Annotated in this window: 13 protein-coding genes; 8 read left to right on the top strand and 5 right to left on the bottom strand. The window is 62.3% G+C overall.

Going from position 1 to position 13,010, the window contains the following annotated elements; all coding sequences use genetic code 11:
* Window positions 1-20 precede the first annotated feature (20 nt).
* Complete coding sequence (locus LVS58_RS02180; protein WP_233689701.1) at window positions 21-851, top strand: sigma 54-interacting transcriptional regulator; 831 nt, start codon at window positions 21-23, stop codon at window positions 849-851.
* Window positions 852-1,025: 174 nt separating this feature from the next.
* The gene (locus LVS58_RS02175; protein WP_010955695.1) at window positions 1,026-1,811 is read left to right on the top strand and encodes a MetQ/NlpA family ABC transporter substrate-binding protein; all 786 of its coding nucleotides are present in this window, start codon (window positions 1,026-1,028) and stop codon (window positions 1,809-1,811) included.
* Window positions 1,812-1,931: 120 nt separating this feature from the next.
* On the opposite strand, the gene LVS58_RS02170 is transcribed toward LVS58_RS02175, so the two are convergent.
* Window positions 1,932-4,295, bottom strand: a complete 2,364-nt coding sequence (locus tag LVS58_RS02170) for a penicillin acylase family protein (protein ID WP_233689700.1) — start codon at window positions 4,293-4,295, stop codon at window positions 1,932-1,934.
* A gap of 86 nt (window positions 4,296-4,381) precedes the next feature.
* Here LVS58_RS02170 and LVS58_RS02165 point away from each other — a divergent pair, with 86 nt between their 5' ends.
* Window positions 4,382-4,948 (top strand): sugar O-acetyltransferase, encoded by a 567-nt coding sequence (locus LVS58_RS02165; protein WP_233689699.1) that lies wholly within the window; start codon window positions 4,382-4,384, stop codon window positions 4,946-4,948.
* Here the strand turns inward: LVS58_RS02165 and LVS58_RS02160 are convergent.
* Complete coding sequence (locus LVS58_RS02160; protein ID WP_233689698.1) at window positions 4,927-5,496, bottom strand: DUF6436 domain-containing protein; 570 nt, start codon at window positions 5,494-5,496, stop codon at window positions 4,927-4,929. The two genes, LVS58_RS02165 and LVS58_RS02160, sit on opposite strands and share 22 nt — an antisense overlap.
* 119 nt (window positions 5,497-5,615) lie before the next feature.
* Here LVS58_RS02160 and LVS58_RS02155 point away from each other — a divergent pair, with 119 nt between their 5' ends.
* Complete coding sequence (locus tag LVS58_RS02155; protein WP_233689697.1) at window positions 5,616-6,542, top strand: alpha/beta hydrolase; 927 nt, start codon at window positions 5,616-5,618, stop codon at window positions 6,540-6,542.
* Here LVS58_RS02155 and LVS58_RS02150 read toward each other — a convergent pair whose 3' ends face one another.
* Window positions 6,543-7,295: a DUF2059 domain-containing protein gene (locus tag LVS58_RS02150; RefSeq protein WP_019752712.1), complete on the bottom strand. Its 753-nt coding sequence runs from the start codon at window positions 7,293-7,295 to the stop codon at window positions 6,543-6,545.
* A gap of 113 nt (window positions 7,296-7,408) precedes the next feature.
* Between LVS58_RS02150 and LVS58_RS02145 the strand changes: the two genes are divergently transcribed.
* Both LVS58_RS02145 and LVS58_RS02140 read left to right on the top strand, forming a co-directional pair.
* Complete coding sequence (locus tag LVS58_RS02145; RefSeq protein WP_233689863.1) at window positions 7,409-8,041, top strand: 2OG-Fe(II) oxygenase; 633 nt, start codon at window positions 7,409-7,411, stop codon at window positions 8,039-8,041.
* Window positions 8,028-8,531: a DUF523 domain-containing protein gene (locus LVS58_RS02140; RefSeq protein WP_233689696.1), complete on the top strand. Its 504-nt coding sequence runs from the start codon at window positions 8,028-8,030 to the stop codon at window positions 8,529-8,531. Before LVS58_RS02145 ends, LVS58_RS02140 begins: the two co-directional genes overlap by 14 nt.
* A gap of 433 nt (window positions 8,532-8,964) precedes the next feature.
* On the opposite strand, the gene LVS58_RS02135 is transcribed toward LVS58_RS02140, so the two are convergent.
* Window positions 8,965-9,453, bottom strand: a complete 489-nt coding sequence (locus LVS58_RS02135) for a transporter substrate-binding domain-containing protein (RefSeq protein ID WP_233689695.1) — start codon at window positions 9,451-9,453, stop codon at window positions 8,965-8,967.
* Window positions 9,454-9,676: 223 nt separating this feature from the next.
* On the opposite strand from LVS58_RS02135, the gene LVS58_RS02130 reads away from it, so the two are divergent.
* Window positions 9,677-10,153, top strand: a complete 477-nt coding sequence (locus tag LVS58_RS02130; protein ID WP_233689694.1) for a DUF4399 domain-containing protein — start codon at window positions 9,677-9,679, stop codon at window positions 10,151-10,153.
* A gap of 47 nt (window positions 10,154-10,200) precedes the next feature.
* Here LVS58_RS02130 and serA read toward each other — a convergent pair whose 3' ends face one another.
* The gene (gene serA / locus LVS58_RS02125) at window positions 10,201-11,430 is read right to left on the bottom strand and encodes a phosphoglycerate dehydrogenase (protein ID WP_003248995.1); all 1,230 of its coding nucleotides are present in this window, start codon (window positions 11,428-11,430) and stop codon (window positions 10,201-10,203) included.
* A gap of 171 nt (window positions 11,431-11,601) precedes the next feature.
* Here serA and LVS58_RS02120 point away from each other — a divergent pair, with 171 nt between their 5' ends.
* Window positions 11,602-12,999, top strand: coding sequence for an FAD-binding oxidoreductase (locus LVS58_RS02120; protein WP_233689693.1), 1,398 nt, complete (start codon window positions 11,602-11,604; stop codon window positions 12,997-12,999).
* The last annotated feature ends 11 nt before the right edge of the window (window positions 13,000-13,010 follow it).

Below are 13,010 nucleotides of genomic sequence, written 5' to 3'. Positions count from 1 at the left end.
GCCTGGGGCGGGAGTTCGTCATGACGTTTCAAAACCCGTTCGGCCAGCCGCTTTTGACCTTCCCCGAGCTGGACAAGAGCCCGCTGAGTATTCGTGCCAAGGCGCTGGTGTTCATCGACCCGCGCTCGCAGCAGTTGCGCGAGGACCTTGAGCGCCTGGCGCCACAACCTTTGCCGGTGCTGATCCGTGGCGAGACCGGCACCGGCAAGGAGCTGCTGGCCCGGCAGATTCACCGTACCAGCGACCGTGGAGGGTTGTTCGTGTCGGTCAACTGCGCGGCCATCAGCCCCACCTACGCCGATGCCGAGCTGTTTGGCTATAGCGCCGGCAGCCATGGCGGTACGGCCAGCAGCCGCGCCGGCTGGTTCGGTTCGGCCAATGGCGGCACCTTGTACCTGGACGAGATTGCCGACTTGCCGTTGGCCATCCAGGGCAAGCTGCTGGCAGCTCTGGAAAACCGCGAGGTCACTCGGGTGGGGGCGCAGCAGCCACAGCCGGTGGATGTTCGCCTGGTAGCCGCCACCAGCATCGACCTGGCCCGTGTAGTACGCGCAGGGCGCTTCAACGAGCGCCTGTATCAGTATCTGCGCGAGGGCGCGCTGGAACTGCCGCCGCTGCGCGAGCGGCCGGGCGATATCCTGCCGCTGGCCGAATACTTCGTGGGCATCTACAGCGTGCGCCAGCAACGGCCTGTACCCTTGGTGAGCGAGGCGGCGCAGCGGGTTCTGGAGGCGCATTTATGGCCGGGCAATACCCGCGAACTGGAGAACGTCATCCACTTTGCCTTGCTGGTCAATGACGGCGAAGAGATCCTGCCAGAAGACCTCGACTTGCCTGGCCCCGCGCGTTAGACATCGCGCCTGGGTAAAGAGGCTCATGTCATTGCTTCTGGAATAAGCAACTAAGTAAAAGATATTGTTACGGAATAAAAAAACTGGGTATCGTCCGCCTCACGCCCACAGGTGAACCGGTTGGGCACCCGATTCGCCATCGTCGATGGCCCAGATTTCAGAACAAGGACTACCATGAAGAAGACCCTGCTGACCACTGCCCTGGCTGCTGCCCTGTCGTTCTCCGGCCTGGCCGCTGCTGCCGAGAAACTGGTGGTTGCCGCTACCCCGGTACCGCACGCCGAAATTCTCGAGTTGATCAAGCCGACCCTGGCAAAAGAAGGCGTGGACCTTCAGATCAAGGTCTTCACCGATTACGTGCAGCCCAACGTGCAGGTGGACCAGAAGCGTCTGGACGCCAACTACTTCCAAACCCTGCCGTACCTGCAGAACTTCAACGAAGGTAAGGGCACCCACCTGGAAACCGTGGTGGGTGTACACGTAGAGCCCTTCGGTGGCTACTCGAAGAAGGTCAAGGCCCTGAGCGAGCTGAAAGAAGGCGCAACCGTTGCCATCCCTAACGAGGGCAGCAACAGCGGCCGCGCGCTGCTGCTGCTGCAGAAGGCCGGCCTGATTACCCTGAAAGACCCGAAGAATGCCCTGGCCACCCCCAAGGATATCGCCGAGAACCCGAAGAAGCTGAAGTTCCGCGAGCTTGAGTCGGCGATGCTGCCCCGTGTGCTGGACCAGGTCGACCTGGACATGATCAACACCAACTACGCCCTGGAAGCGGGCCTGAACCCGGCCAAAGATGCACTGGTGATCGAAGGTGCCGACTCGCCCTACGTGAACTTCCTGGTGGCCCGCCCGGACAACAAGGACAGTGAGGCCATCCAGAAACTGGCCAAGGCCCTGACCAGCCCGGAAGTCAAGGCATTCATTGCCAAGAAGTACCAAGGTGCCGTACTGCCCGCGTTCTGATTTCGCTAGTAACGCCTGATATGTGCCAACGCCGACACCTTGTGTCGGCGTTTTTCTTCAGCTCTGTCTGCACAGCACCGTAGAAGCCCTTTTGCTGCGAAGCGGCTGCAAAGCAGCCCCTTACCTCGTAGGTACCAGCCGTAAGGTACTCTGCGCCGGGATCACACCCATCTGCGCCCGCTGATACTGCCCCTGCACATACCCCTCAGCCTGGTCCGCAAAATGCCGGTCGAACGGCACGCCACTCTGCCCGACCGGGTTTATGGTCAGGGCCTGTCCGGCATCGGCAAAGTCGATCAGCCGCCGCGTCGACGGCCCATAGGTCACCGGCCAGGGCGCAGCGCTGATCTTCGCCGAGAGGTTGTTCGGCACTTCATGGGTACCAGGTGCGGCGAACGGCCCAACGTTGAACAGCAGGTTCAGCGGCTTTTTCACCCCAAGCGGATGATTGTGGGTCAGGGTATGGGCCTTGCCCCATTGCCAGCTGGCCGGATCACTGCCCAGGGTGTCGCGCAGGTGCTTCAAGCTGCTTTGCCAAGCTGTGCGCACGACGGCGGTACGGTCGGTTTGCTGGCTGCCACCCCGGGTGTTCCACCAGGGTGAATCGGCTTGCGCTGCCAGGCGTGGCAGGGCGGCGTCGATGGCGCGGGTGCTGATCAGCACCGGGAACCAGGTGTCGCCCAGCTCGTCATGCAGAGCCGCGAATGCCAGTTCATAAAGGAATTGGTTGAACAGCGTGGCGCTGGTCGAGTCGAGCGGGTAGTCCCCAGCCCAAGCCGCCAGTTGCTCGACCAGCTCTTGCTCTTCATCACCTTCTGCCACTGCACGCAGGGTTGCCAGAAGCGGGGCAAGGGTGCGCTGGCCATAGTCACTGGCGGTGTCCAACTGCAGTGCCTGGCTGTTTTGGGTGTCCCATTTCACTTCTGGGTTGGCCAGGTGGTGATCGAGCTGACGGCCACGGTCGGGCAGGTTGTAGTAACCCGGTATCGGCACCGCCGCCGGTGGCTGGTAGTTCGCCGAGACGATATAGCCGCGGGCCGGGTTCTCCTGCTGTGGGTTGACGCTGAAGGGGTAGAAACCGAGCTTGTCGGCCTGCGCGCTGGTGCCGTCGAGGATGAACGCCGGGTCGACGCCGTCGGGCCGGATTGGCAGCTTTGCCGCGGCCCACCAGCCGATGTCGCCACGGGCATTGGCCCAGACAAAGTTGAGCCCGGGCGCGTGAACCTTGGCGGCGGCCTCGCGCATCTTGCCCAGGGTGTCGGCGCGGTTGAGCTGATAGAAGCCGTCGAGGATCGGGTTTTCGGTTTCCAGGAATGCCCACCACATGGCGATTGGCGTGGAGCCGGTGGTGCTGCCCAGTGCGTCGTTGACGATCGGGCCATGGGGCGAGCGGCGCAGGCTGATGGTGACCGGCTGCTTGCCTTTGATGGCAATCGTCTGCTCGGTCTTTTCCAATGTGCGCCACTGGCCATCGACCATCACCTGATCGGCGTTGGCGGGGTTGGTCTTTTCGGCGATCAGGTCGACGTCATCGTTCTGGAACATGGTCAGGCTCCAGCCAAAATCACGGTTGTGGCCGAGCAGAGCGAACGGGTTGAGTGCCTGGAAATAGCCGTAGAGGTTGAAGCCGGGCGCTGACAGCTCGGCCTCGTACCACACAGCAGGTACGGCGAAGCTGATGTGCGGGTCGCCGGCCAGCAACGGCTTGCCACTGCGGGTGCGGCTACCCGCGACCGCCCAGGCGTTGCTGCCTTCGAACTGCGGGATGCCCGCGTCGCCCAGCGCCTCATTGCTTAAGCGCGCAAGTGCTTCCAGGTTTTGCCAGTCGGCAGCGGCCAGCGGCGTGCCCAGTGCGCCCTCGGGTTGCCAGCCAAGGTCGAATATTTTCAGGTAGTCAGGCCCCAGCTGGTCGCGGATGTAGGTAAGAGCAGGCTCGGTGCGGAACGCGGCGGCAAAACTGTAGGCCAGGTAGCCAGCGATGCTCAGCGTGTCCTCGGCGGTAAACGGGCGCGGGGTGATGCCGAGCAGGTCGAACTCCGTAGGCTTGGGGTGGCTGGCCTGCCAACTGTTGACCCCGTCGAGGTAGGCTTGCAGGGCCTGCCCTGCCGGCGCCTGCGGATCCTGCCGCTTGGCCATCAGCGCGGCCTGCTCGCGTATGCGCAAGCTGCGGAACAAGGTGTCGGTGGGCAGCAGCTTGTCGCCCAGCACTTCGGCCAGCTCACCACGGGCCAGGCGGCGCATGATCTCCATCTGGAACAGCCGGTCCTGGGCATGCACGTAGCCCAGTGCGCGGTAAAGGTCCGGCTCGGTCTGCGCCTGCAGGTGTGGCACGCCGCGGGCGTCGTAGCGCACGCTGACTGGCGCTTGCAGGCCGGCAACGGCGACCTCGCCCTCGCGCTGCGGCAGCTTGCCCTGCACGTACCAGTAACCGGCGCCAGCGGCCACGGTGACTACCACCGCCAGCAGGGTCAGGCTGCGCTTCATTCAGACTCCTTGTGCATTCAAACGAAAAATGTGGTCCGATCATCGGCGGATTCGCGAACAGAGCATAGCCCCAGGAAGGAGATCCCATGTCCCTCAGCGAAAAACAGAAAATGCTCACCGGCCAGCTCTACCACGCTGGCTGCCCCGAGCTACAGGCCGAGCAGATCGCCAACAAGCACTGGATGCACCGTTACAACAACAGTGTCGAACTGCTCAACGACGCACGCCACGGGCTGCTTGTAGAGCACTTTGGCCAGGTTGGCGAAGGCGCGGTAATTCGCCCGCCGTTCTATTGCGACTATGGCTACAACATCAGCGTTGGCCGTAATACCTTCATGAACTTCAACTGCGTGATCCTTGACGTGGTGCCGGTGCGTATCGGCGACGACTGCCAGATTGGCCCCAACGTGCAGATCTACACTGCCGACCATCCGCTCGATCCTGAAGTGCGACGCAGCGGGCTGGAGAGTGGGCGGCCGGTGACCATAGGCAATAACGTGTGGATCGGCGGTGCGGCGATCATTCTGCCGGGGGTGACCATCGGTGATAACGCCGTCGTCGGCGCCGGCAGTGTGGTGACCCGGGATGTGCCCGCAGGCGCGACGGTGGTGGGCAACCCGGCGAGGGTCCGTCAGCCCGACCAAGGGCAGTAGCAGCCTACCGCCAGGGTATTGGAGGCGTTGACCTGGCGGCCGTTGAGCAACGCCTTGAGGATTGGCTCGATGAAGCTGTTGCTGGCGTTGCACACGGCACCTTCGCTGTACGGGCCAAAGTAGGCCAGGCGGCCTTGCCGGTCCCAGATGGCCACGGCCGGGGAGGCAGGCAGGTGCTCGCTGCCGGGCAGGTGGATGATGGGTTGCAAGCCGCCGATATTGGCCGGTAGCTGGCCGTGGCTGCCGGGCTTTTGCAGCACATGGAAGGTAACGTCGTGGCCTGCGAACTGGCTGATAAGGTCGCTCAGGTGCTGTTGGTTGCCAACGTTGCATGGGCAGGCCGGGTCCCAGAAATGCACCACGCGGATCGGGCCAGCACCGGTCAGCTCGGCAGGTAGCTGTAACTGGCTGCCGTCGAACAGCGTGGCCTGGTTGTCGAACGGGCGCAGGTAGCGGGCCTGGAACGTGGTGTAGGCCTGCCAGAGGATTACGGCTGCGACCAACAAGGCGATTACCGTGCACAGCGGTTTGATGATTCGGCTATTCATGAAGCGTCGGTGGCCCTTTGTGGGAGCGGTGCAGGTTGTTCGAGGTGAGCAAGCTTGCCATGGCGCCGGCCAGAGCTGAAGATTCCAGATCAATACTTGCATCAATGTGGATGTACCCGATGCCCCCTGCCTTTCACCCCGACTGCCTGCGCACCAGCCTGGCGCCGTTCACCATTCGCCAGCCACTGTCGGCCCAAGCGCAGGACTACCAGCGCTTCTATGGCCTGAACCTGCCGGCACACAGCTGGCTGGGCAGCTTTCAGGCAGCAGGGTTCGACCTGGTCGGGCAGGCATGGCTGCCCGAGCAGCCAAGCGCGACGCTGTTCCTGCTGCACGGCTATTACGACCACATGGGCCTCTACCGACATCTGATCGAGTGGGCACTCAAGCAGGGTTTCGCCGTGATCAGCTGTGACCTGCCCGGCCACGGCCTGTCCAGCGGAGAGCGGGCCAGCATCAATGACTTCTCGGTGTACCAGCAGGTGCTGGAGGCCTTGTTCGAACAGGCGCAAACGCTGCAAATGCCTCACCCGTGGCACCTTTGTGGGCAGAGCACAGGGGGGGCGATTGCCGTGGACCACCTGCTGCACCAGGGCGCACGCAGCCCCGTCGATGGCCAGGTCATCCTGCTGGCGCCGCTGGTGCGGCCATGTTCCTGGCGCTGGTCGAAGTTCAGTTATTGCGTGCTGCGCCACTTCGTCAATGGCATCGAACGGCGCTTCAGTGAGAACACCAACGACCCGGCCTTCCTGCCGTTCCTGGAGGCCGACCCGCTGCAACCGCGTCGCCTGCCAACGGCCTGGGTGGGCGCACTGATCGCCTGGGTCAAACGCATCGAGGCCGCACCGCGCAGTGCGCGACGGCCATTGATCGTGCAGGGGGAGGCGGATGGCACCGTGGACTGGCCCCACAACCTTGAAGTGCTCAAGGCCAAGTTTGCCGAGCCGCAGATCCTGATGCTGCCCGAGGCCCGTCACCACCTGGCCAACGAGTTGCCGGGCATCCGCCAGCGCTACTTCGACTTCATCGACCAGCGCCTGGGCTGATCACTTCAGGTCGTTGGTGCTCTGGCCAACCGCAAGGCCGGCGCGTACAGCGGCCAGGGCCGCCTGGTAGTAAGCCTTGCCCTCGGGCGACTCGGCAAAGGTGGCGAACGCTTCCAGCTCGGCATCGGACAGGTCGCGGTAGACGTACAGCAGGGTGTTGTTCAGGTCTTCGCCAATCTGCCCCATCAGCCGCTGGCGCTGGCCATCCAGCAGGCTTTGGGCCTGGCCGCCGCCGAACAGGCCGGGGATCATCGAGCTGAGGCTGTCGGCGGCTACACCGGCGATGGCCAGGCTGACTTCGGCGCCGGCTTCACGCGCAGGCAGGGCCTGGGCCAGGTGGCCGATGATCAGCAGACGATCGTCGCTGGCCTGGATCTTGGGCAGGCCTTTGGCGTTCTTGGCCAGTTCGTCCTTGCGGGTGGCCTTGAGCTCGGCCGCTACCACTTTGCGCCCCAGCGGTGACTGGAAGAAGGCCAGGGCCGGTGCCGGGTTGGCCAGGGTGGCGCGCAGCTTTGCCTGGGCGCGACGGTCCACCGCCTGAGCCTGGAAACGCTGGTTGCTGTTGTTGACCAGCGCCTGGTACACGGCGGGTGGCAAACTGTTGCGGTAGCGCTCCTGGGCAGCGGTCAGGGCATCGTTGAAGTGGGCGCGCTGGTCGGGCCAGCCGGCAGCCTTGTACAGTTGATCCAGGTTGTCTGCCCAGACAGGCATGGTGCAGATCATCAGCAGAATCAGGGAAAACAGACGGCGCATTCAGGACTCCTGTCGGCAGGTGGCTATTGTCCTTGGCCCGGCGCCGGTTTGTCGAGATATCCGCGTGTTTCTCGGCCAAGTGGCGCTGTGCGGCGACAGGGCGAATGGATATGATGCGCGCCATGCACATATCCCCAGAACACCCGATGCTTGCGGCCGTCGTCGACGATCTGGCCACCCATGGCTGGTCCCAGCAGGCGCACTTTTTGCCTGCCGACCTGGTGCGCGCGCTGGCAGCCGAGTGCCGGCGCCGTGATGCCGAAGGCGAACTCAACCCTGCAGGGGTTGGGCGCGGTGCTACCCAGGAGGTGCGCGAAGCCATTCGCGGTGACCAGATTCAGTGGATCGACCCGGGGCAGGCCGAGGCTTGCGACCAGTATCTGGTGGCCATGGACCAGCTGCGCCTGGCGATCAACCAGGGCCTGTTCCTGGGCCTGGAAGACTTTGAATGCCATTTTGCCCTGTACCCACCGGGGGCGTTCTATCGCCGGCACCTGGACCGCTTTCGCGACGATGACCGGCGCATGGTCTCGGCGGTGCTTTACCTCAATGAAGGCTGGCAACCGCATGACGGTGGCCAGTTGCGTATGTTCCTGGCCGACGGTGTCGAGCACGATGTCGAGCCAGTGGCTGGTTGCCTGGTGGTGTTCCTGTCGGGCGAGGTGCCTCACGAAGTACTGCCGGCCGGGCGTGAGCGGCTGTCGTTGACCGGCTGGTTCAGGCGGCGTGGCAATGACCCGTTCTGATAAGCCCAGGGTGCTGGTGAGCGCCTGCCTGTTGGGGCAGCCAGTACGCTATGACGGCCGGGCCAGCGGCCATCCCGATTTGTTGCAGCAGTGGCAGGCCGAAGGGCGGGTGGTGCCGTTGTGCCCGGAGGTAGCCGGCGGCTTGCCGACCCCGCGGCCGACAGCGGAGATCCCGGGAGGGCAGGGCAGCGCAGTGCTCGATGGCGACACGCAGGTGCTGACGGTGACGGGCGAAGATGTCAGTGCCGCGTTTCTGGCCGGTGCACAGTTGGCGCTGGAGCTGGTGCGGCGGCATGGCATTCGCGTAGCGGTGCTGAAGTCTGGCAGCCCTTCGTGTGGCAACCGGTTGACCTATGACGGCACCTTCAGTGGTGTGAAAGTGGCGGGCGAAGGGGTAACCACGGCGCTGCTGCGGCGGGCGGGCGTGCAGGTGTTCAGCGAGCTGGAGCTGGACCAGGCGCAGCGGGCTTTGGCTGATAGATCTGCTTGAACCTGTGCCGGCCTTTTCGCGGGTGAACCCGCTCCTACGTAGATCGGTGGTGGACACACATCGGGCGTTGGACCCAGGCCGCTGTCGTAGGAGCGGGTTTACCCGCGAAGAGGCCGGCCCTGCTGGCCAATCTCCCCCGCCGTTCACTATCGCCGCCGCCACCGTATTCGCGGGTAAACCCGCTCCTACACAGATCGGTGGTGGACACACATCGGGCGTTGGACCCAGGCCGCTGTAGGAGCGGGTTTACCCGCGAAGAGGCCGGGCCTGCTGACCAATATCCCTGGCCGTTCACCGTCGCCGCCGCTACCGTATTCGCGGGTAAACCCGCTCCTACGTAGATCGGTGGTGGACACACATCGGTGGTTGGACCCAGGCCGCTGTAGGAGCGGGTTTACCCGCGAAGAGGCCAGCACAGGTTGCAAATATGACCTCACTGCCCGGCTGCAGTCTCCTGCACACCCTTGAACCACTTCTGCTCAAGCTCGGCAGTCCGGCCACTGTCTTTCAACCGTTGCAACGCATTGTTTACGGCGCTTTCAAAAGCCGGGTTGTCTTTCTGGAACGGGATCACCAGCTTCTTCTCGCCAATCGGCAGGCTCACATCGAGCGGGCCGTCGCCTGTGAGCGATTCACTCGACGGGGTGAGTGCGATGTCGTACTTGCCGCTCTCGACGCCCGTCAGTACTTCGGCAGATGGGGCTTCGACGAACTCGGCGCGCAAGTCCAGTTCGTTGGCCAGGGCCTGGCCAAATTCGATGTCGAAACCTGTCAGGTGGTCGTCTTGTTTGAAGGCGTATGGCGAGTTCTCGGCCTGTACGGCAATGCGCAGTTCGCCCCGGTCGGCGATTTCGTCGATCAGCTCCGCCTGAGCCAATGGACTGATCAGTACTGCCAGCAGTACCCCTATGGTCGAACGCATGTATGCCCCTTTTCTTTTAGCAGTTTGAAATCGATCGCCACGGCTTTCTTCCTCGCCGTGATCGAGCGCAGCCTATGACCTTCAAGCCTCGGCATTGTTTAACCCTGACTGAAATATTTCTGTCAGGCAATGTGAACACCTTGGCGCATATTTCAACTAAGGTGAACTACCGCCGCTTTTGGATTACAGGCGGCGGTCAATAAGTGAATCACAGGAGAAGTGAATGAACAGCCTATTTTCGCGTGCTGCCGTTGCCGGTCTGCTGATGGGTGCGTCGGTGTTCGCCAGTGCCGCAGACGCCCTGAAGAGCCAGGAGCCGCCCAAGGAGGCGAAGGTCTTCATCGTTTCCCCCGCCGATGGTGCAACGGTCGACAAGACCTTCACCGTCAAGTTCGGTATCGAAGGTATGGGCCTCAAGCCTGCGGGTGACCAAACCCCGCATACCGGGCACCACCACCTGCTGGTGGATGTCGACAAAGAGCCGGTGGCTGACATGCCGCTGCCGACCAGCCTGATGCCAGAGGCCGGCGTCGCATTGCCGGCGGGGCCGCAAGTGTTGCACTTCGGCAAGGCGCAGACCGAAACCAGCATTACCCTGACCCCAGGCAAGCACACCCTGCAACTGATTCTGGGTGACCAGTATCATGTGCCGTTCAAGACTAGCGTCGAGTCGAAGAAGATCACGGTTGAAGTGAAATAAAAAAAGGGAGGCCTTCAGGGCCTCCCTTTTTCATGCTGCACCCAGAGTTAGAACAGGACGCGGGAACGGATGGTGCCCTTGACCTGTTGCAGTTTCTCTTGCGCGAGGTCCGAATACTCGGCGTCAACGTCGATTACCACGTAACCGACTTTCTCGTTGGTCTGCAGGAACTGACCGGAGATGTTGATACCGTTCTCGGCGAAGACCTTGTTGATCTCGCTGAGTACGCCCGGGATGTTTTCGTGAATGTGCAGCAGACGGTGTTTGCCTGGGTGCGCTGGCAGGGCCACTTCCGGGAAGTTGACCGAGGACACCGAAGTACCGTTGTCGCTGTACTTGACCAGTTTCTCGGCCACTTCCAGGCCGATGTTGGCCTGGGCTTCGGCGGTGGAACCACCAATGTGCGGCGTCAGGATCACGTTGTCGAGGCCGCGCAGCGGGCTTTCGAACTCTTCGTCGTTGGAGCGTGGCTCGACCGGGAACACGTCGATGGCGGCGCCGATCAGGTGCTTGTCCTTGATGGCAGCGGCCAGGTGGTCCAGCTCGACCACGGTGCCGCGGGCGGCGTTGATCAGGATCGCGCCCTTCTTCATCGAGCGGATTTCCTTCTCGCCGATCATCCACTGGGTGGATGGCAGCTCAGGCACGTGCAGCGAGACGATGTCAGCCAGGCCCAGCAGCTCGTTCAGGCTGGTGACCTGCACGGCGTTGCCCAATGGCAGCTTGGTCAGCGGGTCGAAGAAGTAGACCTGCATGCCCATGTTCTCAGCCAGTACCGAAAGCTGGGTACCAATCGAGCCGTAGCCGACGATGCCCAGTTTCTTGCCGCGGATTTCGAACGAGTTGGCCGCGCTCTTGATCCAGCCACCACGGTGGCAGGAGGCGTTCTTCTCAGGGATACCGCGCAGCAGCAGGATGGCTTCGGCCAGCACCAGCTCGGCCACCGAGCGGGTGTTGGAGTATGGCGCGTTGAACACGGCGATACCGCGCGCGCGGGCAGCTTCCAGGTCAACCTGGTTGGTACCGATGCAGAAGCAGCCAACAGCGACCAGTTTCTTGGCGCAGTCGAAGATCTCTTCAGTGAGCTGGGTACGCGAACGGATGCCGATGAAGTGGGCATCGGCGATCTTTTCCTTCAGCTCGGCTTCCGGCAACGAACCAGTGAGGTATTCGATGTTGGTGTAGCCGGCGGCCTTGAGGGTATCGACCGCGTTCTGGTGCACACCTTCAAGAAGAAGGAACCGGATCTTGCTCTTGTCGAGAGAAGTCTTGCTCATCTGCGTAAACCTGTATCCCGGAGATAAATTGGCGAGGGGTGATGCCAGGCGCGAGGGCAGCCTTAGCATGAACAGCGGGAGGGCTATGCTAGCATACGCGACACAATCTGAGCTTATCCCGACAGGTGAAGAGTGCTCAGGGTGACCATGAATAAGTCGAGAGTTCCAGCGATGACCCACCCCGCTGTTATTGAAGAACTGATGACCCTTGTCGACCCCGGCAAGGTCCTGACTGACCCGGTTTCCCTGGATGCGTATGGCAAGGATTGGACCAAGCATTACCCGCCTGCGCCCAGCGCCATCGTCTTCCCCAAAACGATAGAACAGGTGCAAGCCATTGTGCGTTGGGCCAATGCGCACAAGGTGGCGCTGGTACCCTCTGGCGGGCGCACCGGGCTTTCTGCCGGCGCCGTGGCGGCCAATGGCGAGGTTGTCGTCGCCTTCGACTACATGAACCAGATCCTTGGCTTCAATGCTTACGACCGTACTGTGGTTTGCCAGCCAGGGGTCATAACCCGGCAGCTGCAAGCCTTCGCTCAAGAGCAGGGCTTATATTACCCGGTGGACTTCGCTTCCAGCGGTTCCAGCCAGATTGGCGGCAATATCGGCACCAATGCCGGCGGGATCAAGGTGATTCGTTACGGTATGACCCGCAATTGGGTGGCCGGGCTGAAAGTGGTCACCGGCAAGGGTGAGTTGCTGGAGCTGAACAAAGACCTGATCAAGAACGCCACCGGCTACGACCTGCGCCAGCTGTTCATTGGTGCCGAGGGTACGCTGGGCTTCGTGGTCGAGGCCACCATGCGCCTGGACCGCGCACCGCGCAATCTCACCGCCATGGTGCTGGGCACACCGGACTTCGACGCGATCATGCCGGTGCTGCACGCCTTCCAGGGCAAGCTGGACCTGACCGCTTTCGAGTTTTTCTCCGACAAGGGGCTGGCCAGGATCCTCGCTCGCGGCGATGTGCCCGCGCCGTTCGCGACGGATTGCCCGTTCTATGCGCTGCTGGAGTTCGAGGCCAGCACGGAAGAAGTTGCCAATGAAGCATTGGCTACCTTCGAACACTGCGTCGAGCAGGGTTGGGTGCTGGATGGGGTGATGAGCCAGAGCGAAACCCAGCTGAAAAACCTGTGGAAGCTGCGCGAGTACCTGTCGGAAACCATCTCGCACTGGACACCGTACAAGAACGACATTTCCGTCACAGTTTCGAAAGTGCCTGCGTTCCTGCGCGATATCGACGCCATCGTCTCTGAGCATTACCCGGACTATGAAGTGGTGTGGTACGGCCATATTGGTGACGGCAACCTGCACCTGAACATCCTCAAGCCTGAGCCTATGAGCAAGGACGACTTCTTCGCTTCTTGTGCCAAGGTCAACAAGTGGGTATTCGAGATCGTCGAGCGTTACAACGGGTCGATTTCTGCCGAGCATGGCGTGGGCATGACCAAGCGTGATTACCTGGGCTACAGCCGTTCGCCTGAAGAGATCGCCTGCATGAAGGCAATAAAGGCCGTGTTCGACCCTAACGGCATCATGAATCCGGGTAAGATCTTCGCACCTGAATAAAAAGCAGTATC

The organism is Pseudomonas sp. JR33AA (genome assembly GCF_021378985.1).
GTDB classification, from domain to species: Bacteria; Pseudomonadota; Gammaproteobacteria; order Pseudomonadales; family Pseudomonadaceae; genus Aquipseudomonas; species Aquipseudomonas alloputida.
Note: the sequence above shows the minus strand (reverse complement) of the source record. Positions and strands in the feature narration are given on the sequence as shown.

Bases quoted from the DNA above. Each gene is read 5' to 3' on its own strand.
- LVS58_RS02180 (WP_233689701.1), top strand. From the start codon at position 21: ATGACGTTTCAAAACCCGTTCGGCCAGCCGCTTTTGACCTTCCCCGAG.
- LVS58_RS02175 (WP_010955695.1), top strand. From the start codon at position 1,026: ATGAAGAAGACCCTGCTGACCACTGCCCTGGCTGCTGCCCTGTCGTTC.
- LVS58_RS02170 (WP_233689700.1), bottom strand. From the start codon at position 4,295: ATGAAGCGCAGCCTGACCCTGCTGGCGGTGGTAGTCACCGTGGCCGCT.
- LVS58_RS02165 (WP_233689699.1), top strand. From the start codon at position 4,382: ATGTCCCTCAGCGAAAAACAGAAAATGCTCACCGGCCAGCTCTACCAC.
- LVS58_RS02160 (WP_233689698.1), bottom strand. From the start codon at position 5,496: ATGAATAGCCGAATCATCAAACCGCTGTGCACGGTAATCGCCTTGTTG.
- LVS58_RS02155 (WP_233689697.1), top strand. From the start codon at position 5,616: ATGCCCCCTGCCTTTCACCCCGACTGCCTGCGCACCAGCCTGGCGCCG.
- LVS58_RS02150 (WP_019752712.1), bottom strand. From the start codon at position 7,295: ATGCGCCGTCTGTTTTCCCTGATTCTGCTGATGATCTGCACCATGCCT.
- LVS58_RS02145 (WP_233689863.1), top strand. From the start codon at position 7,409: ATGCGCGCCATGCACATATCCCCAGAACACCCGATGCTTGCGGCCGTC.
- LVS58_RS02140 (WP_233689696.1), top strand. From the start codon at position 8,028: ATGACCCGTTCTGATAAGCCCAGGGTGCTGGTGAGCGCCTGCCTGTTG.
- LVS58_RS02135 (WP_233689695.1), bottom strand. From the start codon at position 9,453: ATGCGTTCGACCATAGGGGTACTGCTGGCAGTACTGATCAGTCCATTG.
- LVS58_RS02130 (WP_233689694.1), top strand. From the start codon at position 9,677: ATGAACAGCCTATTTTCGCGTGCTGCCGTTGCCGGTCTGCTGATGGGT.
- serA (WP_003248995.1), bottom strand. From the start codon at position 11,430: ATGAGCAAGACTTCTCTCGACAAGAGCAAGATCCGGTTCCTTCTTCTT.
- LVS58_RS02120 (WP_233689693.1), top strand. From the start codon at position 11,602: ATGACCCACCCCGCTGTTATTGAAGAACTGATGACCCTTGTCGACCCC.